This is a genomic window from Roseococcus suduntuyensis (assembly GCF_014196305.1).
Classification (GTDB): Bacteria; Pseudomonadota; Alphaproteobacteria; order Acetobacterales; family Acetobacteraceae; genus Roseococcus; species Roseococcus suduntuyensis.
On record NZ_JACIDJ010000004.1, the window covers coordinates 225,915 to 245,210 of the forward strand.

General features: G+C 70.5%; 19 protein-coding genes and 1 tRNA gene. 14 read left to right on the forward strand and 6 right to left on the reverse strand.

What is annotated here, in order from left to right:
• The first annotated feature begins 1 nt into the window (after window position 1).
• From GGQ83_RS13235 to GGQ83_RS13295, 13 genes are all read left to right on the forward strand, one after another.
• Window positions 2–1,033 (forward strand): glycosyltransferase family 4 protein, encoded by a 1,032-nt coding sequence (locus GGQ83_RS13235; RefSeq protein ID WP_184384770.1) that lies wholly within the window; start codon window positions 2–4, stop codon window positions 1,031–1,033.
• Entirely contained in the window at window positions 1,026–1,904 is an 879-nt protein-coding gene (locus tag GGQ83_RS13240) for a class I SAM-dependent methyltransferase (RefSeq protein WP_184384771.1), read from the forward strand. The genes GGQ83_RS13235 and GGQ83_RS13240 overlap by 8 nt, the downstream gene beginning before the upstream one ends.
• 99 nt (window positions 1,905–2,003) lie before the next feature.
• The gene (locus GGQ83_RS13245) at window positions 2,004–2,777 is read left to right on the forward strand and encodes a class II aldolase/adducin family protein (RefSeq protein WP_184384772.1); all 774 of its coding nucleotides are present in this window, start codon (window positions 2,004–2,006) and stop codon (window positions 2,775–2,777) included.
• Between the two features lie 94 nt (window positions 2,778–2,871).
• Window positions 2,872–3,348, forward strand: a complete 477-nt coding sequence (locus tag GGQ83_RS13250) for a putative adhesin (RefSeq protein WP_340643623.1) — start codon at window positions 2,872–2,874, stop codon at window positions 3,346–3,348.
• A gap of 483 nt (window positions 3,349–3,831) precedes the next feature.
• The gene (gene dcd, locus GGQ83_RS13255) at window positions 3,832–4,386 is read left to right on the forward strand and encodes a dCTP deaminase (RefSeq protein ID WP_184384775.1); all 555 of its coding nucleotides are present in this window, start codon (window positions 3,832–3,834) and stop codon (window positions 4,384–4,386) included.
• Between the two features lie 12 nt (window positions 4,387–4,398).
• Window positions 4,399–5,661, forward strand: a complete 1,263-nt coding sequence (gene murA / locus GGQ83_RS13260; RefSeq protein ID WP_184384777.1) for a UDP-N-acetylglucosamine 1-carboxyvinyltransferase — start codon at window positions 4,399–4,401, stop codon at window positions 5,659–5,661.
• Entirely contained in the window at window positions 5,661–6,353 is a 693-nt protein-coding gene (hisG, locus tag GGQ83_RS13265; RefSeq protein ID WP_184384779.1) for an ATP phosphoribosyltransferase, read from the forward strand. The genes murA and hisG overlap by 1 nt, the downstream gene beginning before the upstream one ends.
• Window positions 6,354–6,459: 106 nt before the next feature.
• Window positions 6,460–7,779 carry a histidinol dehydrogenase gene (gene hisD / locus GGQ83_RS13270; protein ID WP_184384781.1) on the forward strand — a complete coding sequence of 440 codons (1,320 nt, stop codon included), beginning with the start codon at window positions 6,460–6,462 and terminating at the stop codon, window positions 7,777–7,779.
• 96 nt (window positions 7,780–7,875) lie between these two features.
• The gene (gene infA / locus GGQ83_RS13275) at window positions 7,876–8,094 is read left to right on the forward strand and encodes a translation initiation factor IF-1 (protein WP_007003972.1); all 219 of its coding nucleotides are present in this window, start codon (window positions 7,876–7,878) and stop codon (window positions 8,092–8,094) included.
• Between the two features lie 222 nt (window positions 8,095–8,316).
• Complete coding sequence (locus GGQ83_RS13280; protein WP_184384783.1) at window positions 8,317–8,892, forward strand: Maf family protein; 576 nt, start codon at window positions 8,317–8,319, stop codon at window positions 8,890–8,892.
• Complete coding sequence (locus GGQ83_RS13285) at window positions 8,877–9,941, forward strand: ribonuclease E/G (protein WP_184384785.1); 1,065 nt, start codon at window positions 8,877–8,879, stop codon at window positions 9,939–9,941. The genes GGQ83_RS13280 and GGQ83_RS13285 overlap by 16 nt, the downstream gene beginning before the upstream one ends.
• Window positions 9,934–10,116 (forward strand): DNA gyrase inhibitor YacG, encoded by a 183-nt coding sequence (locus tag GGQ83_RS13290; RefSeq protein WP_184384787.1) that lies wholly within the window; start codon window positions 9,934–9,936, stop codon window positions 10,114–10,116. Before GGQ83_RS13285 ends, GGQ83_RS13290 begins: the two co-directional genes overlap by 8 nt.
• 47 nt (window positions 10,117–10,163) lie before the next feature.
• Window positions 10,164–10,239: transfer RNA gene (locus tag GGQ83_RS13295), tRNA-Phe, on the forward strand.
• Window positions 10,240–10,348: 109 nt separating this feature from the next.
• Here GGQ83_RS13295 and GGQ83_RS13300 read toward each other — a convergent pair.
• From GGQ83_RS13300 to GGQ83_RS20410, 3 genes are all read right to left on the reverse strand, one after another.
• Window positions 10,349–13,483 carry an efflux RND transporter permease subunit gene (locus GGQ83_RS13300; RefSeq protein ID WP_184384789.1) on the reverse strand — a complete coding sequence of 1,045 codons (3,135 nt, stop codon included), beginning with the start codon at window positions 13,481–13,483 and terminating at the stop codon, window positions 10,349–10,351.
• Window positions 13,483–14,592 carry an efflux RND transporter periplasmic adaptor subunit gene (locus tag GGQ83_RS13305; protein ID WP_184384791.1) on the reverse strand — a complete coding sequence of 370 codons (1,110 nt, stop codon included), beginning with the start codon at window positions 14,590–14,592 and terminating at the stop codon, window positions 13,483–13,485. Before GGQ83_RS13305 ends, GGQ83_RS13300 begins: the two co-directional genes overlap by 1 nt.
• A gap of 370 nt (window positions 14,593–14,962) precedes the next feature.
• On the reverse strand, window positions 14,963–15,514 hold the full coding sequence (locus GGQ83_RS20410) for a PepSY domain-containing protein (protein ID WP_375781525.1): 552 nt from the start codon (window positions 15,512–15,514) through the stop codon (window positions 14,963–14,965).
• Here GGQ83_RS20410 and GGQ83_RS13320 point away from each other — a divergent pair.
• Window positions 15,398–15,835 (forward strand): FAD:protein FMN transferase, encoded by a 438-nt coding sequence (locus GGQ83_RS13320; protein ID WP_242535147.1) that lies wholly within the window; start codon window positions 15,398–15,400, stop codon window positions 15,833–15,835. The genes GGQ83_RS20410 and GGQ83_RS13320 overlap by 117 nt on opposite strands.
• Before the next feature lie 106 nt (window positions 15,836–15,941).
• Here the strand turns inward: GGQ83_RS13320 and GGQ83_RS13325 are convergent, their stop codons facing one another.
• The 3 genes from GGQ83_RS13325 to GGQ83_RS13335 form a co-directional block, all read right to left on the reverse strand.
• Window positions 15,942–17,765: an ABC transporter ATP-binding protein/permease gene (locus tag GGQ83_RS13325; RefSeq protein ID WP_184384797.1), complete on the reverse strand. Its 1,824-nt coding sequence runs from the start codon at window positions 17,763–17,765 to the stop codon at window positions 15,942–15,944.
• A gap of 90 nt (window positions 17,766–17,855) precedes the next feature.
• The gene (locus GGQ83_RS13330; RefSeq protein WP_184384800.1) at window positions 17,856–18,557 is read right to left on the reverse strand and encodes a VIT1/CCC1 transporter family protein; all 702 of its coding nucleotides are present in this window, start codon (window positions 18,555–18,557) and stop codon (window positions 17,856–17,858) included.
• Between the two features lie 69 nt (window positions 18,558–18,626).
• Window positions 18,627–19,208: a cytochrome b/b6 domain-containing protein gene (locus tag GGQ83_RS13335; RefSeq protein ID WP_184384802.1), complete on the reverse strand. Its 582-nt coding sequence runs from the start codon at window positions 19,206–19,208 to the stop codon at window positions 18,627–18,629.
• Between the last annotated feature and the right edge of the window lie 88 nt (window positions 19,209–19,296).

Below are 19,296 nucleotides of genomic sequence, written 5' to 3' on the forward strand. Positions count from 1 at the left end.
CATGGAGATCGCGCTGATCGTCCCCGCCCCCTTCGACACCATCTCGGGCGGCTATCTCTATGACCGGCGCATGGTGGCGGGGCTGCGCGCGCTGGGCCACGGCGTGCGCGTCGTGGAGCTGGCCGGCACGCACCCCCTGGCCGACGCCGCGGCGCAAGACGCCGCCGGTGCCGCGCTTTCCGGGCTTCGCGCGGGCGAGGTCGCGCTGGTGGACGGCCTCGGCCTGCCCGCCTTCGCCCCGCACCGCGACGCATTGGCCGCAAGCGGCGCGGTGGGGCTGATCCATCACCCGGTCAGCCTCGAACAGGGGCTGGACCGGGAGGCGCTGGAGCCCATCGAGCGCGACCTCTTCGCCGCCTGCGCGCGGCTGGTGGTGACCTCGCCCATGACGGCCACCACGCTGGGCCAGTTCGGCGCCGAACCCAGGCGCGTTTCCGTGGTGGAGCCGGGCACGGACCCCGCGCCGCGCAGCCAGGGCTCGGGCGGGCCGGGCTGCCGGATTCTCGCGGTGGGTTCCATCATCCCGCGCAAGGGGCATGACGTGCTGCTGCGCGCGCTGGAGCGGCTGACAGACCTCGACTGGACGCTGCGCATCGTGGGCGCGCCACATGACCCGGTTCACCTGCACAGCCTGCAGGCGCTGGTGGAGGAGTTGGGCCTTGGCGCGCGGGTGGAATTCCTGGGCGGGCTCGACACCGCCAGCCTGGAGGCGGAATACGCCGCCGCCGACCTGTTTGCCCTCGCCACCCATTACGAGGGCTATGGCATGGTGGTGGCCGAGGCCCAGGCGCGCGGCCTGCCCATGGCGCTGTGCACCGGGGGCGCGGTGGCGGACCTGGTTGCCCCGGGCTCGGCCATCCTGGCCCCGCCCGGTGACTTTAACTCCCTCTCGCGCGGGATGCGCCGGCCCATGCTGGACACCACCCTGCGGGCGCAGATGGCGGACGCCGCCTGGCGCGCCGGCCAGGCCCTGCCGCGCTGGGAAGATCAGGCGGCCCGCCTCGCCACCATCCTGGAGAACGCCCATGGCTGAGAGCTTCGACGGCGACTGGCTCTCCCTGCGCGAGGGGTTTGACGCCGAATCGCGCGCCCCGAGCCTCGCCCAGGCGCTGCTGGACCATTTGGACGAGGTGGCCCGCCCGCGCTTCCTCGACCTCGGCGCCGGCACGGGCAGCCTGACGCGCTGGCTGGGCCATGTGCCGCAGCGGCCGCACGCCTGGGTGCTGGCCGATGCCGATGCGGATCTCATGTCCCGCGCCTTCGACACCATGATGGAGGCGGCCGAGGACTGGGGCTGGCGCGCCACCTGGCCGCAGAAGAAGGCGCTGCTGCTGCATTCGCCCCAGGGCGCCTGGCGGATCGAGGGGATTCTCACCGACCTCGCCCGCGCGCCGGAGGGGCTGCCGCTGGACCGCGTGGACGCCGTGACCTGTTCCGCCCTGTGCGACCTGGTGTCGGAACGCTGGGTGGAGGCGCTGGCCGAGGCCCTGGCCCGCCACCGCCTGCCCTTCTATGCGGCGCTGAACGTCTCGGGGCGGGAGCGTTTCATGCCCCCGCATCCGGATGACGCCTGGGTGGCCCGCGGCTTCGGCCGCGACCAGCGCCGGGTGAAGGGCTTCGGCGGGCCGGCGCTGGGGGTGGAGGCGCCGGCCGCCCTCGCCCGCGCCTTCGCGCGCCACGGCTATGAGGTGCTGACGGCGCCGAGCGACTGGCGCATCCCCCGCCAGGCCGGCGCCATGGCGCGCGAACTGGCGCTGGGCCATGCCGAGGCCGCCATGCGCCACGAAACCCGCGAGGCCGCGCGCATCGAGGCCTGGGCCGAGACGCGTGCCACCCAGGCCGAGGCGGGGCGGCTTGCCGTGCGGGTGCCGCACCGCGACGTGCTGTGCCTCCCGCCCGCATGAAGCCTTGCCCCGTCTGATACCTTGCCCCGTCTGATGCCTTGCATCGGCCCGTCCGACATGGGTTGATGGGTCCCGCCCCCACCGGACCGGAGACCCCCCATGTCGAGCGTCAAGGACCCCGCGGCCGAGGTCCATGTCGAGCAGCGCCGCCAGGCCCGCATCGACATGGCCGCCGCCCATCGCCTGGCCGTGCTGCATGACTTCCACGAGGCCATCGACAACCACTTTACCCTGATGGTGCCGGGCCGGCCGGGGCGGTTCTACCTCAACGCCTATGGGCTGCATTGGTCCGAGGTGACGGCCAGCAACCTGATCGAGGTGGCGTTCGACGGCACGGTGTTGGAAGGCACGGGGCCGGCCGACCGTAGCGCCATCTGCATCCACGCGCCCATCCATGAAGCCACGGGCGCGGCCTGCGTGCTGCACACCCACATGCCCTATTGCACCGCCATCTCGCAGTTGGAAGACATGACCATCGAGATGACAGGGCAGAGCGCCCTGCAGTTCCACGACCGCATCGCCTATGACTACGACTACAACGGCTTCGCCCATGAGCATGAGGAAGGGGCGCGCATGGCCGCCCTCATGGACGGCAAGCCCATCCTGATGCTGGCCAACCACGGCGTGGTGGTGACGGGAAATTCCGTCGCCCAGGCCTATCACCGCCTCTATTACCTGGAGCGCGCCTGCCGGACGCAGATGTTCTCCATGTGGACCGGCCACCGCCGCCGCTTCGTGAAGGAGGAGGTGCTGGAGAAGATGCGCGCCCAGGCCGCCTGGAAGGACCCGACGATGGCGATGAGCGGCCCCGAATACCACTTCGCGGCGCTGAAGCGGGTGCTGGACCGCAGCGACCCGACCTACGCGGATTGATGACGGGAGGCACACGAAAGGAGGAGTTGCGAGTTGCAAGCGCCTCCACCACTCCCAACTTCCTGTAGGCGATCGCACAGGGGCACATGAAGCCATGCCGCAGCCAAATTGGATCATTTCGTGTCACGGTTACTCGGACGTGAGGTCAGGCTCCCGGTTCGCCATCACGAAGCGGCAGAGCTACGAGAATTTCAGCATCCCGCGCGGCGTGGAACTGGTCACCTACACCGAGCAGGGGGTGAACCTGAGCATGGCCCAAGGCTGGGACCTGTGGGACAAGCTGACAGGCAACCAGGAGGCCGCGGCCTACGCCCAGCGGCACAAGGGCAAGACATGGCCCACATCCGTCATCGACTACGGGCTGAGCGGACCGCACGACGCCGCGGATTTCGCGGACTGGGTCAGCCCCGCGGGGCATAACGCGTGCGGGTTGTTCGAAGTGGGCAACCCTGTCTCCTTCCACCCCTTTCCCATCGCGACGCAGGTGACGACCCTGAAAGCCGTCGTGATGGAGGCGAAGAAGCAGAACGTTGCCCGTGTGTACTATCTGGCTTGCCAGGAACTCGGTTAGGCCCTTGCGCAACCCGCCCCCGGGGCAGGCGCAGTCCCGGGCAGAGCGGGCGCTCCACCCTGGATGGTGGGCCCGCGGCGTGCCGGCCGGCACCGCGGAACGCTCGCGTGAAGGGAGTCGCGATGACGCCGCCCATGCCAGATTGCCACATGCCGCGCCCGGCGGGATGGTCGGCGGGGAGGGATGCGTGTTCCCGGTGACCCACGCCACGCCCCGCGGCACCATCCCGCGGTGCCGCGACGCCGGCGCCCCATGAGCGACGAGAAGGAGGCCAGGCGGGCCGCCGCGCTCCGCGCCAACCTGCGCCGGCGCAAGGCCCAGGCCAGGGCGCGGGCGGAAAGTGACGCCCGGGCGCGCGCCGAGGCCGGTCATACCCCCTCTGCGCCCCCCTCGGATGGACGCGACCCGCCCGAAGCGGGTAATCCACCGCCTCCGGGAAGCGAGCCACCGCCCCGGGAGTAACCTTCTGGGATACCCTGTGCCATGCCCATCATGCCCGACCATTGGATCCGCCGCATGGCGACGGAGCACGGCATGATCGAGCCCTTCGTCGAGGCGCAGAAGCGCGAGGGCGTCATCAGCTACGGCCTCTCCTCCTACGGCTATGACGCGCGGGCGGCCGATGAGTTCAAGGTCTTCACCAATGTGGACAACGCGGTGGTGGACCCGAAATCCTTCAACGAGACGGGCTTCGTCACCCGCACGGGGCCGGTCTGCATCATCCCGCCCAATTCCTTCGTGCTGACGCACACGGTGGAATATTTCCGCATCCCGCGCGACGTGCTGGTGATCTGCCTCGGCAAGTCCACCTATGCGCGCTGCGGGCTGATCGTGAACGTGACGCCGCTGGAGCCGGAATGGGAGGGCCAGGTGACCATCGAGATCAGCAACACCACCCCGCTGCCGGCCAAGGTCTATGCCCATGAGGGCATTTGCCAGTTCCTCTTCCTCAAGGGCGAGAGCGCGCCAGAAGTGAGCTATGCCGACCGCAAGGGGAAATACATGGGGCAGCGCGGCGTCGCGCTGCCGCGGTTGTAGGGGGCGCTGAGCATGGACCGCATCCGCATCCGCGGGGGGCGCGCGCTGAATGGCAGCGTCCCCATCTCCGGCGCCAAGAACGCCACCCTGCCGCTGATGGCGGCCGCCCTGCTGGCCGATGGGCCGCTCACGCTGACCAACGCGCCGGACCTGGCCGACATCGCCACCATGCGCGCCCTGCTGGTGCAGCACGGCCTCAGCGTGGAACACGACAAGGCCGCACGCACCCTGACACTTTCGGGGTCCGCCACGCAGCTTGAAGCGCCCTATGACATCGTCCGCAAGATGCGCGCCTCGGTGCTGGTGCTGGGGCCGCTGGTGGCCCGGCATGGCCGCGCGCGCGTCTCGCTGCCCGGCGGCTGCGCCATCGGCACGCGGCCCGTGGACCTGCACATCAAGGGCCTGCAGGAGATGGGCGCCGAGATCGAGATCACGGCCGGCTACATCGAGGCCAAGGCGCCCGCGGGCGGCTTGCGCGGCGCGCGCATCCTCTTCCCGCAGGTGAGCGTGGGGGCCACCGAAAACCTGCTCATGGCCGCCTGCCTGGCGCAGGGCGAGACGGAGCTGGTGAACGCGGCGCGCGAGCCCGAGATCACCGACCTCGCCATGTGCCTCATGCGGATGGGCGCGCGGATCGAGGGCATCGGCACCGACCGGCTGCGGGTGGAGGGCGGGGCCACCCTGCTGCCCGCCACGCACCCCATCGTGCCCGACCGCATCGAGGCCGGCACCTATGCCTGTGCGGCGGCCATCACCGGCGGCACGCTGCATCTGGAGGGTGCCAGGCTGGAACACCTGGGCTCCGTGGCCCGCGTGCTGCGCGAGGCGGGCGTGGACGTGGCCGAGACGCATACGGGGCTCAACGTCAGCCGCATGAACGGCCTGCGCGGCGCCGATGTGATGACAGAGCCCTTCCCCGGCTTCGCCACCGACATGCAGGCGCAGTTCATGGCGCTGATGTGCGTGGCGGAGGGTGCGTCCATGATCACGGAGACCATCTTCGAGAACCGCTTCATGCACGTGCCGGAACTCACGCGCATGGGTGCCCGCATCAACTTCCACGGCAGCAGCGCCATCGTGCGCGGGGTGCCGAAGCTTTCCGGCGCGCCGGTGATGGCGACGGATTTGCGCGCCTCCGTCTCGCTGGTGCTCGCGGGGCTGGCGGCCGAGGGCGAGACCATCGTCAACCGCGTCTATCACCTCGACCGCGGCTATGAGCGGGTGGAAGCCAAGCTCGCCGCCGTGGGTGCCGAGATCGAAAGGCTGCCCAACTGATGGACATGCCCATGACCACGCATTTCGCCGACAGCAGCACGGGCCTGGTGCTGGCGCTGCCCAAGGGGCGCATCCTGAAGGAGCTGGCGCCCTTCCTGGCGCGCGCCGGGATCATCCCCGCCTCGGACTTCACCGACGAGGACAGCCGGCGCCTGCGCTTCCCCACGAACGACGCCGCACTCGACGTGGTGCGCGTGCGGCCCTTCGACGTCGCCACCTTCGTGGCGCATGGCGCGGCGCATGTCGGCGTCTGCGGGGCCGATGTGCTGATGGAATACGACACGGACCAGATCTACGCGCCGCTCGACCTCGGCATCGGCCGCTGCCGCGTCTCGGTGGCGGAGCAGGTGGCGACGGCGGGGCGCGAGGATTGGCGCGCCTGGTCGCGGATCGCGGTAGCCACGAAATACCCGAACATCGCGCGCCGCCACTTCGCCGCGCGCGGCATCCAGGCCGAGGTGGTGCATCTGAACGGGGCCATGGAGCTGGCGCCTTCGCTGGGCCTGTCGCGCGTGATCGTGGACCTGGTGCAGACCGGCTCCACGCTCAAGGCCAATGGACTGGTGGAGACGGAGGTGATCGCGCACGTCACGTCGCGCCTCATCGTCAACCGCACCGCGCTGAAGACGCGGCCGGAGGAGATCACGGCCTTCGTGGACCGTTTCCGCGCGGCGATGGAGCAAAGCGCATGATGGCCACCGATTCACGCCTCCGGGCCAAGGCCCTCCGGCGATCGGGGCACATGATGGCCACCGATTCACGCCTCCGGGCCGAGGCCCTCCAGCGATCGGAGGCGGCATGAAGCGCCTTTCCACCACCGAGCCGGGCTTCGAGGCGGGTTTCACCGCCATCCTGGAAGACGGCCGCGACACCACCACGCGCGTGGATGCGGCGGTCTCCGCCATCATCGCCGCCGTGCGCGAAGAGGGCGATGCGGCCCTGCTGCGCTACACCGCGCGCTGGGATGGCTGGGCGCCGGCCACCGCCCAGGACCTGCGCGTGACGGCGGCCGAAGTCGAGGCAGCGCTGGCCTCGATCCCCGCTGATCTGCTGGCCGCGCTGGACGTGGCCGCGGCGCGGATCGAGGCCTTCCACCGCGCGCAGCTTCCCACGGACCTCGACCTCAACGGCGCCGATGGCGTGGCCGTCGGCATGCGCTGGGGGCCGCTCGATGCGGTGGGGCTCTATGTGCCGGGCGGCAAGGCGGCCTACCCCTCCTCGGTGCTGATGAACGCGCTGCCGGCGCGGGTGGCGGGTGTGGGGCGCATCGCCATCGCCGTGCCGGCGACCGAGGGCGCCATCAACCCGCTGGTGCTGGCCGCCGCGCACCGGGCGGGTGTGTCAGAAATCTGGCGCGTGGGGGGCGCGCAGGCGGTGGCCGCGCTCGCCTGGGGCACGCAGAGCATCGCGCCCGTGGACCGCATCGTGGGGCCAGGCAACGCCTATGTGGCCGAGGCGAAGCGCCAGGTCTTCGGACGGGTCGGCATCGATTCCATCGCGGGCCCTTCCGAGGTCGTCATCCTCGCCGATGCCGACAACAACCCGGACCATGTGGCGCTCGACCTGCTGGCCCAGGCGGAGCATGACGAGGCGGCGCAGTCCATCCTCATCACCGACAGCGCCGCGCTGGCCGATGCGGTGGCCGCTTCCGTGGCGCGCGAACTCCGGACGCTGCCGCGCGCCGGCATCGCCGGCGAATCCTGGCGCGACCACGGCGCCGTGATCCTGGTGCGCGACATGGAGGAGGCGGCGGCGCTGACCAACCGCCTCGCCCCCGAGCACCTGCAGATCATGGTGGCCGACCCGCGTGCGCTTTTCGCGAAAATCCGCCACGCGGGCGCGGCCTTCCTGGGCCGCCACACGCCCGAGGCCATCGGCGATTATGTGGCCGGCCCCAACCATGTGCTGCCCACCGGGCGCACCAGCCGCTTCGCCTCGGGGCTTTCGGTGTTCGACTTCCTGAAGCGCACCACCTGGGTGGAGTGCAGCGAGGCGGGCCTCGCCGCCATCGGGCCGGCCGCGGTGGCCCTGGCCCAGGCCGAGGGGCTGGGGGCGCATGGCCTCAGTGTCTCCACCCGGCTGCACAGCAACGCGCCTTCCATCATGGCGAAAACTTGACCATCGCTCGTTCCGGGCGCATCTAGGCCCCGCCGGCGCCGGGGGCTGACCGCGGCGCGATCATCCGCGCCCACCCCGAGATGCCCAAGGAAGCGTATGTCGAAAGAGGATATGATTGAGTTCAGCGGCCAGGTCGTTGAACTTCTGCCCAACGCCATGTTCCGCGTGAAGCTGGACAATGAGCACATGGTCCTGGCCCACACCTCGGGGAAGATGCGCAAGAACCGCATCCGGGTGCTGGCGGGCGACCGTGTGAATGTCGAAATGACGCCCTATGACCTGACCAAGGGAAGAATCACGTTTCGGTTCAAGTGAGCCTGCGGCGCACTTGAACCAAAGGGTTTTTTTGATGCCCTCAAGCGCCGGGCGCGCGCTCCGCGCGCTTGGCTTTCGGCGCGTTTCGGTGGCGACTGCCGTCAGGTGCCACGGGCGCCGCCGACCGCTGTGCGGCCGGAGCGTGGGCAAGGGGCGCCACGGGCCTGCCGTTGCGCTGGTCGGCTACGGGCCCTGCCGCACACCTGACCGCCGGACCCCTTGATGCCTGACACCCCCCTCCTCCTCGCCTCCGCCAGCCCCCGCCGCCTGGAGCTGCTGGCCCGCATCGGCGTCGTGCCGGACCGCGTGACCCCGGCCGATGTGGACGAAACGCCGCTGAAGGCCGAGCTGCCGCGCCTGCTGGCCCGCCGCCTGGCCGAGACCAAGGCCCGCGCCGTGGAGGCCCCCGGCGCCATGGTGCTCGCCGCCGACACCGTCGTGGGCGTGGGCCGCCGTATCCTGGGCAAGCCCGCCGATGCGGAGGAAGCCCGGCGCTTCCTCACCCTCCTCTCCGGGCGGCGGCACCAGGTGCACACGGGGGTGGCGCTGCGCCTGCCCGATGGCGCGCTGCGCCAGCGCCTGGTCAGCACCACCCTCGCCTTCCAGCGCCTGACCGACCAGCAGATCAACGCCTATGTCGAAACCGGCGAATGGCAGGGCAAGGCCGGCGGCTATGCCATCCAGGGCCGGGCCGAGATGTTCGTCCGCTTCCTCTCCGGCAGCCATTCCAACGTGGTGGGGCTGCCGCTGTTCGAGACCGCCCAGCTTCTGCGCGGCTGCGGATGGCTGCGCCCCTGACCGAAATCCACGTCAGCCGCGCCCCGGGCGAACGCCGGGTGGCGCTGCTGCGGGACGGCCGGCTGGAGGGCTTCCGCCTGGAACGCCCGGCCCGCCCCGATGGCGTGGGCGACGTCGTCCGCGGGCGCGTGGTGGCGGTGATGCCCGCGCTGTCCGGCGCCTTCGTCGAACTGCCCGGCGGCGAGAGCGGCTTCCTGCCCGCCAATGAGACCGAGGCACGCCGCCTGCCGCCCGAGGGCACGCGCCTCGCCCTGCGCGTGCTGCGCGCCGCACAGGGCGGCAAGGGGGCGCGCGTCTCCGCCCGCGTGGCGGACCGCCCCGGCGAGGGCGTACTGGCGCGCGGCGCCGACCAGGCGCTGCGCTGGGCCGCGCAATTCCCCGATTCGCGGGTGCTGACCGACAGCCCCGCCGAGCTCGCCCGCCTGCGCGGCGCGCTGGGCCCGCGCGCTTCCCTCGGCCTGCCCTTAGACGACGTGCTGGAGGCGGAGATCGAGGCGCTGCACGGCCCGGAGGTGGCGCTGGATGGCGGCGGGCGGCTCATCCTCTCGCCCCTGCCCGCGCTGACGGCGGTGGACGTGGATTCGGGCGGCGCGGACCCGGTGGCGGTGAATGCCCGCGCCATTCCGGAATTCGCCCGTCAGATGCGGCTGCGAGACCTCGCGGGGCCCATCCTGCTCGATGTGGCGGGGCTCACGACCAGGCAGCGGGCGGCGCTGGAACCGGCGCTGCGCGCCGCGCTGGGCGGCGATTCGCTGGTGGAGTATCTGGGCCTCGGCCCGCTGGGGTTGTTCGAGATGCGGCGGCGGCGAATCCACCCGCCTTTGCACGAGGTGCTGGCCGACCAGGCGCTCGCCCAGGGCCTTGCCATGCTGCGCCAGGCGGCGCGTGAGGCGGCGGCCGCCCCCGCCCGGCGGATGGCGCTGCATGCCCCGACGCCCGTGCTGGAAGCGCTGCGCGCCCTGCCCGGCGCGCTGGCGGAATATGCCGAGGCCGCCCGCCATGAACTGGCCCTGCGCGAGGCCCCGATACCCGAGGTGACCGATGCCTGAACCCCGCCCCTGCCCCATCTGCCGCCGGCCCATTCCGGCCCCGCGCGAGGCCGGCCAGCGGCGCGCCAGCTTCTGCTCGGAGCGGTGCCGGCAGGTGGATCTGGGACGTTGGTTCACCGGCGGCTACGCCATTCCCGCCACCGAGGCCGATGAGGACGAAAACCCGCGCGGGTGAGGGTGGACAGCCCGGCTGGGCTTGGCTATCACCCGGCGACCAACGGCGCCCAGGTAGCTCAGTTGGTAGAGCATGCGACTGAAAATCGCAGTGTCGCTGGTTCGATTCCGGCCCTGGGCACCACTCCTTTTCCGCCACGCTTTCTTTTTGTCGCCTTACACGCGCTGTAATGCGCGCGGATGTGGTGATGGTCAGCCCGCCCATGCCGCATGCAGCACGTCCCGCCGCATCCCTATTCCGCGGGCTGCGGCGCGGCGGGTGGCGCGTCCTCCAGCCGCCGCAACTCGGCGGCCCGTGCGCCCGGCGCGCTGGTGAAGCGGGCCAGCAGAGCGTAGGCCACAGGCACCACGAAGAGCGTCAGCAGCGTTCCCAGCAACAACCCACCGCCGATGACCAGGCCGATGGTCGAGCGGGACTCAGCCCCGGCACCGGAGGCCACCGCCAGCGGCACGGCGCCGAGGATGCTCGCCGCGGTCGTCATCAGGATGGGGCGCAGCCGCAGCGCCGCGGCTTCCTCCGCCGCCTGGGCCGGTTCCATGCCCTCGTCGCGCAGCTGGTTGGCGAACTCCACCAGCAGGATGCCGTTCTTGGCGACCAGGCCGATCAGCAGGACCATCCCGATCTGGCTGTAGATGTTCACCGTCAGCCCGGCCAGGACCAGCGTCAGCAGCCCCCCGGCCAGGGCGAGCGGCGCGGCGGTCATCACGATCAGCGGGTGCAGGAAGCTTTCGAACTGGGCCGCCAGCACCAGGAAGGTGAGCACCATGACCAGGGCGAAGATGACCAGCACGGCCTGCCCTGTCTCCTGCAGGTCCAGGCTTTCGCCCAGCCAACGCAGCGTGGCCTCGCCAGGCAGGGATTCGGCGGCGATGGCCTCGGCGCGGTCGATCGCATCGCCCAGCGTCACGCCGGGGGCAAGGTTCGCGCCGATCTCCACGGCGGCCAGCCGGTCCACGCGGCGGAGTTCCTGCACCGTCCCCACCTCGCGCAGCTCGACCACGGCCGAAAGCGGCACCAGCTCGCCATTGCGCGCGCGCAGATGCACCGTGCCGATATCACCGGGCGCCGCACGGTCGGCCGGCTCGGCGCCCAGGATCACCTCATATTCCTCGCCTCGGTCGAGCCACCGCGTCACCTCCCGCTCGCCGAACAGGACGCCCATCGTGTCGCCGATCGTCGCGGCGTCCAGACCGAGGCCGGCGGCGCGATCGCGGTCGATGCGAATTTCGATCTGCGGCTTGGTGGCCTTGTCGGAGGTGTCGAGGGCCACGAGGCCGGGGATGGAAGCGGCCTCAGCCAGCATGGTCGCACCCCACTCGCGCACCCGCTCACGCTCCGTTCCGGCCACGGCGAAGCGGAACTGGCGGCCGCTCCGGCGCTGGCCGAGCTTGGGCGGGGCCACGGCGAAGGCCCGCACACCGGGAATGGCGGCCAGCCGCCCGCGCAGCTCCGCCACCAGGGCAGCCTGGGACATATCCCGCTCGCCCCAGGGCTTCAACCGCAGGATCACGATGGCACGATTGGCGATGGCGGCACCGCTGCGGCCGGGCGAGACGATGCTCAAGAACTCTTCCGCCGGGCCATCCTCGCCCATGAAGGGGGCCAGCGCCGCCTCGATCCTCTCGACCGAGGCGAGGGTGTCGGAATAGGCGGCGCCCTGCGGGCCCTCCGCGATGATGATGACGGATCCGCGATCCTCATCCGGGGCGAGTTCCTGCGGCAGCGCCATCCAGGCCGCGACGCCCGCGCCCGCGAACAGCAGCCCGGCCAGCAGCACCAGCGCCGGCGCCCCCAGGAGGAAGCGCAGCGCGCCCCGGTAGCGGTCGCGCAGCCAGTCCTGTGCACGCAGGCTGATGCGCGCGACGCGCCCATCCTCCTGCATCCCGGCAAAGAACCGGGCCGAGAGCAGCGGCGCCAGCGTCAGCGCCGCCATGGTGGAGAACACCACCGTCGCGGCCAGCATGATGGCGAATTCCGCGAAGAGCCGGCCGACATTCCCCTGCAGGAAGGCCAGCGGCAGGATCACCGACAGCAGCGCGGCCGAAGAGGCGAAGACCGCGAAGCCGACCTGGCGCGTCGCCCGCACCGCGGCCAGCAGGATGGGCTCGCCCTGCTGCTGGCGGCGGCGGATGTTCTCCAGGATCACCACCGCGTCGTCCACGCAGAAGCCGATGGCCAGGATCACCGCCAGGATGGTCAGCACGTTGATCGAGAACCCCAGCGCCGCGGCCACCGCCAGCGCCGGAATGATGGAGGCCGGGATGGTGACCGCCGGGATCAGCGTGGCGCGCAGCGAGCCCAGGAACAGGTAGATGACCAGCACGATGACGCCGATGGTGATGGCCAGCGTCCAGGCCACATTGGCCAGCGTCTCGCGAATGAACAGCGCCTCGTCATAGGAAAGCTGCAGCGACACGCCCGCGGGCAATGACCCGCCGAGGCGCTCGGCCGTCTGGGTAACGCCGGAGGAGACCTCCAGCGCATTGGCGTCCGACCGGCGGAGGATGCCGATGGCAATCGCCTCCTGCCCGCCGGCGCGGAAGGCCGAGCGGTAATTCTCCACGCCGATCTCGACCCGCGCGACATCGCCCAGGCGCACGCGGCCATCGCCCGTCGCCTCGCCCTCGCGCAGGACCAGCCCGGCGAAGTCCTCGACGGAGCCGAGGCGGGTCAATGCCCGGAGCGTCAGCTCCTGCCGTCCGGTTTCCAGGCGGCCGGCCGGAATTTCCAGGTTCTCCGCCCGCAGGCGGTTGGCGACATCCACCGGCGTCAGCCCCCGCGCCGCCAGCGCCGACTGGTCGAGCCAGATCCGCATGGCGTAGCGCCGCCCGCCAAAGATCTCCACGCCCGCCACCCCGGGCACGATGCCGAGCGGGTCGACCAGCCGGCGTTCCGCGAGATCCGTCAGTTCCGCCGTGCTGAGGCTGTCGGAGCGCAGCGTGAGGTACATCACCGCATCGTCGTCGGCCGAGGCCTTCTCCACCACCGGCTCCTCGATGGCGGCCGGCAGGTCGCGGCGCGCGCCGGCGACCTTGTCGCGCACCTCCGCCGCCGCGGCGTCGAGATTGGTGCCGGTCCTCAATTCGATGATGATGACGGAGGATTCGTCGCGCGTGATGGAACGAATGATGCGGATGCCGGCGATGCCCGAGAGGTTGTCCTCGATGATGCGCGTCACCTCGCGCTCCACCACCTCGGCCGGCGCGCCGTTGTAGAGCGTTCGGACGGAGACCACCGGCGGGTCCACGTCCGGGTATTCGCGCACGGACAGCGTGAAGGCGGCGCCGATGCCGATCGCGACCAGCAGCAGGTTGAAGGCGAGCGCCAGCACCGGGCGCAGCACCGGCAGGTCGAACAGGCTGCGCATCAGCGGCGCGCCACCGGCCCTGGGCCGGGCGCGGCCGACGGCGGCGAGGCCTCGACGCGCGCACCGTCCTGCAGGCCCTGCAGCCCCTCCAGCACCACATGCGCGCCGGCTTCCAACCCTTCGCGGATCTCCATGCTCTCGGGCAGGCGCTGCCCGATGCGGACCGGCGTGCGGTGGGCCACGCCGGCCTCGACGCGGAACACGAACTGCTCCGGCCCCTCCAGCACCACCGCCCGCGGCGGAACCGTGACCGCCTGCTCCACCACCTCGGCCGCCACGCGCACCTGCATCAGCATGCCGGGGCGCAGCGCGCGGTCCCCGTTGGGCAGGCGGGCCTGCACGAGCACCGTGCGCAGCACCGGGTCCACGCGCGGAACCACGATGCGCACCGTGCCCTCGAATACCCGGCCGGGAATGGCGGCGGAGGTTGCCGTGATGGCAGCGCCCTCCATGATGCGGGCGGCGTCCCGCTCGGGAACGGCCAGGCGCAGGTCGATCGGGTCCACCGCATCGAGGGCCACCAGTGGCGTGCCCGGCTGCACCAGGGTGCCGATGCTGACCTCCTTCAATCCGAGGCGGCCGGCGAAGGGGGCCGCGATCCGCGACTGCGACAGCCGCGCTTCCGCCGCCGCCGCGCGCGCCTGGGCGCCGGCGAGGCGTTGGCGCAGATCCGCCACGTCCCCCCTGGGCGCGAAGCCGCCGCTGGCCAGCCGGGAGGAACGCTCGACCTGCTGCTCGAACTCCGCCGCGTCGGCCTGGGCGGCGCGGGCCTCGGCCTCGGCAGGGCCGGGATCCAGGGTGACGAGGATTTCGCCCTCGGCAACCTCCGCCCCCTCCTCGAAGGTGAGTTCCGTCACGCGGCCGGTGATCTCGGCGGCCAGCATCACGCTGCTGGTGGCGCGGACCGTGCCGAGCGCCCTGACCTCCCGCACCAGCCGGCCGGCCTCGGCGGTGGCCAGCACGACCGGCGTGGGAGGCGGTGCCGCGGACGCGGCCTGGTCCTGTGGCGCGGGCCAGAACAGCCATGCCGCAAGCGCGACGGCGGCGAGCAGCGCCGCGCCAGCCGCGATGGCGCCGCGTCGCCCTGTGGCGCCGTCACGAGGTGTCACGCTTGTCATCCGGGGAGCAACGGTGCGGGCCGGGCGGGAGTTGCCGGGAACCGTGCGAAGGCAACAAAGCGTTACACGCCGGCCGTGGGCCACGCGGCTCCTGGACGCTCGGCAAGTCACCTCGGCAGAGCTGAACGCGGATGATGGCTGCCCCGGCCTCAACCAGAAGCGCGGACCGGCCGGATGAATCCGTGCCGGCGTGGTCCGCACATCAAGGAAGGGGAAACGTGAGGTTGGAAAGCCGAGTGGAACAGCGGTGGGAACCGGATTCCAACCTTCTCTGGTGTTCGTGAGGCGCGTCTCACCCTGATCAGTCGTACTCAATTTCCACCTTGAGAACCCGCAGCGTGCCGGGGTGGAAAGTACCCTCCTAGCGTTCGCCCCGGTCATTCGTCCCGTGCACTCGGTAGCAGCCATCCTTCGTCCTCATCCGGGTCACCAGCCACCCCTGGGCCTCGACCTGCTGCTGCAACGCGGCACGCGGCTGCCACTCTGCCAGCGGCACGTTGCAGCGCTGGTCGGCCATGGCCGAGCCGACGCCAAGGGCGCAGAATGCAGGGGCGATGGCTGGACGTCGTCGGGTCATGGCATCGCATCCCGTCAGTTGAACGATAGGATGACAAAGCCATGCCAACCTGACAGCAGACTGAATGCCGCGGCTTCCAGGTTCAGCTTGCTGTAAGGCGCCGGCACTACGACCAGGAGCGGCCGGCGACGCGAAGGACCAACGGATGCGAGTTTCTATGGATCGAGGACGACGCCATCCTGGGCGCTGCGGTGCGGGACCAGATCGCGGCTGACGGTCATGCGGTGGATTGGGCAACGCGGCTCGACACGGCGCGGGACAGCGTCGCTCCTTCTTGATGGGCGACGCAGGGCGCGCGGGGTGAAGCCGGATGGTACGCCCTGGGCAGTGGCGCATGAGCGCCCCGACCGGCACAGCCGCGAGGCGATGGGGGTGATCGAGCTGACCGACATGGCCGTTGCCACCTCCGTCAATTACCGACACTGGGCGCAGGTCGAAGGCAGGGTGGTCTCGCACACCACGGATCCCGCCGCCCGCCAGCCGCGCGACAACGGAATCGCCTCCGTCTCGGTCCTGGCAGCAACCTGCATGGCGGCCGATGCCTGGGCAACCGCGTTCATGGTGCTCGGCGTGGAGGCGGCCAGCAGGCTGGCGGCCGCAGCCGCTTTGGGAACCATCTTCGTGCCCAGTGACGGGACGGTCCGATCCACGATCTGAACCCATCCCGGCTGCGGCCGTGCTGGCGACAGGACCGTGCCGATCAGCGCGCCGGTGCAGGCCGTCAGGAATGCCCGGCGGCTGAACCAGTGCAGCACCCCGCGATTCATGGTCCGCGCCCATACCCTTCCCGCAGCCGATCGATGACGCCGAGCGGCCTGGGTCGTGGCAGCTTCGCCGCTTGTCGCCGCGCATGAAGCTCATGAAGCACGACCTCGCCATCCGTCGCACGTTCCAAGGTGAGCTGGCGGGTGAAGACTTCCCTCGATCCGGGATGCTGTCCGATCAGCACGATGGCGGCCTCCGGCAGATGTTCCACAATCAGGCGCAGCATGGCATCAGCCGAGGCGGGATCGAGTGTGTCGGTCGCATTGCCCAACAGGATCCAGCGGGGGCTGAACAGGACGATGCGCGCGAAGGAAAGGCGCTGCGCATCTGCCGGGCTGAGGATCTGCGTCCAGTCTGCCGCTTCGTCCAGCCTTTGGACGAGTTGCGTGAGACCCACCTCGGCAAGGGCCGTCTGGAGGGCGGAATCCTCGTGCCATGCCACAGCATTCGGGAAGGCGAGCGCCTGGCGCAAAGACCCCTGCGGCAGGAACGGCCACGGGCCGACTGCGATCATCGCGTCATCGGCCGGCAGGTCCACCTGGCCGCGCCCCCAGGGCCAGATGCCGGCCAATACGCGGAACAGGGCGCTTGCCGCCTCGGGGTTGCCATCGATCAGGACACGTTCACCCGGCGCCACCGTCAGCGTGAGGTCGGACAACATGGCGGTGCCATCGGCCGCCGTGATCCATAGGTCCCGCACGCCGATCCGCGGTGCCGGCGCGCGATTCAGGTTGATCGCGCTCTCCCCTGTGCGTGCCGCCTCCGCGGCGACGAGGCGGATCGCCTCATCGAGCATGAGGACGCGTTCGACCGAGGCCCGCCATCCGGCAATCACCGCCAGATTGTCGATGGGCCAGGACAAGGCCGCCGTGGTCTGCTGGAACGCCTGCCCCGACTGAACCAGGCGGCCGAGCGAGAGCGTGCCCTCGAGAAACCGCGGTACGCCGACCAGGACCGGAAGCACGCCGGCGAGGACAACGTAGCCTGAGGAGAAGGTCAGCAACCGCGCCAGTCCCACGGATTGGTCGCGCCAGGATTGCGCTATGGTCTCGAAGACCGTCTTCAGCCGATCGCGCTCCAGGGGTTCACCGCGGGCGACGGCAATGGGTTCCCCGCCTTCATGGGACCGCACCAGGCTGAAGCGGAACTCGGCCTCGCGGGTCTGCCGCATATCGGTGGCCCGGACGAGCGGCCGACCGAGCATGAAGGCGACGACCGCGCCGGCACCGGCATAGCCGAACGCCAGGAAGACGAGATGACCGGGCAGGGCCACGCCGCCCACCTGGACCCATCCCGACAGGGACCACAGGATGCCGATGAACGTCACCAGCAGCAGCAGGCAGTAGAACAAGGTGCTGGCAAGATCGACGGCGGCCTCGGTCGCGATGCGGATATCCTCGGCGATGCGCCCGTCCGGGTTGGCGTGATCGCCCGGAATACGTTCGGCCTGATAGTGCCGGGCATCGTTCATCCAATCCCCGATGACACGCGCCGTCAGCCAGCGCCGCCAGTCGAACTGCAGCCGCCGGCGGACCATAAGGTGCGCCGTGTTGGTCGCCATGGTGCCCAGCATGATGAGGACGAATATGCCGATCTGGTCCATGGCGCGGTCGGTCGAGCGCCGCTCCAGTGCGTCGAACAGATCGGCGGTCCAGATATTGAGCCAGACCACAAGCGCGACCTGGGCGACCACGAGCAGGGCGAGCGCCAACGCCAGCAGGCGCGGCCGCCAGCGCCCGCATTCTGTCCAGTAGGGACCGGCCAGCCTGATGAAGTCGCGAAAGAAGCGTTTCGTGTGGCTTGCTTCAGTGGTGCGGTTCATCGAACCTTCTTCCTGGCATCCCGGGCAGGTCGGACCCGGTTGGCCGATGCAGGCAGGGGCCGAACCCGCATGATTGCAGGGCGCGGCGCCTTACACCACCGTGCCGAACAGCGCGCCGATCCCGGCGGTCAGCGCCATTGCCAGCGCGCCCCAGAAGGTCACGCGCGCGGTGGCGCGCAGGACATTCGCGCCGCCTGCCTGGGCGCCGATGGCACCCAGCAATGCAAGGAAGGCGAGCGAGGCGGCAGAGACAATCCAGACGAGCAGATGGGTCGGTGCGACGACCACCATCAGCAGAGGCATGGCCGCGCCGACCGCGAAGGTCGCCGCCGAGGTCAGCGCCGCCTGGATAGGCCGCGCGGTGGTGATTTCGGAAATGCCGAGCTCATCCAGCGCATGCGCGCCAAGCGCGTCCTTGGCCATCAACTGCTCGGCCACCTGCCGGGCCAAGCCGCGCTCCACGCCACGGCGGACGTAGATGTCGGCCAGTTCCTCGTGCTCGAAGCCGGGGTTATCCCGCAATTCCTGGGTTTCCCGTGCCAGGTCAGCCTGCTCCGTGTCGGACTGGGAGCTGACCGAGACGTACTCGCCCGCCGCCATCGACATCGCTCCTGCGACCAAGCCGGCCACGCCGGCGATCAGGATGTCGCTCTGGGTGGCCGCAGCGGCCGCCACGCCTACGATCAGGCTGGCGGTGGAGACGATGCCGTCATTCGCCCCAAGCACCGCGGCCCGGAGCCACCCGATGCGCGAGACCAAATGGCGTTCCGGGTGCAGGTGCAGGCGCGGCATGTGATCTTCCTTGCGATGAGGGCGGCGCCGGCCGAGATCGGGCGGTGCTGCATCGCACCTCGCTTGCGGTCAGGGCGCACGACGCGGGATAGCTTCACGGGGCTTTGGCGTCGCAATGAAGAGCATGAAGCGCGCAAGGGGGCGCTTGAACAGAAACAGGTAGGCGACGTGCAGCCCGACGATGATCATGAGGAAGTTCGACAGTCCCTCATGCAGTTCGCCGACGATGCCGTGCTCCTGATCTTCGCCACGGGCTTCTGAGCCTCGCCAGCCTTCACGGCTGTCATCCCGCGCGTATGCCTGGCTCACGACGACGCTGGTTGCCATGCCGAGCGTCCTGCCGCGATCCATCGCAATTCCCGTGGCGGTGGCCAGGATCAGGCAGGCGGCGATGCCGGCCAACAGCGTCTTGCTGATGGCTGGGTGAGTAAAGGCATTGCCGAGCGTCAGTCCCTCGAACTGAGGATAGAAGCGTGACAGGCCCAGTTGCCGCAGGCCCGAGAGGGCCGCGACAAGGCGACCACCGATGATGATGGCGATGGCGTAGCCCAGTACGGCGTGGATCGAGCCCAGCTCGCCTGTCAGGAAGGCGGCAATGACCAGAAGGCCGAGTGTGGCGTGATAGGCCCGCAGGCCCTGCATGATGGACATGACAATCCTTGCGCAGCAGGCTGGGGATGCCGCATCTGGCCACGCTAAGCGTCATCGCCGCCGATGTCCTTGATGGGCGTCAATCTCT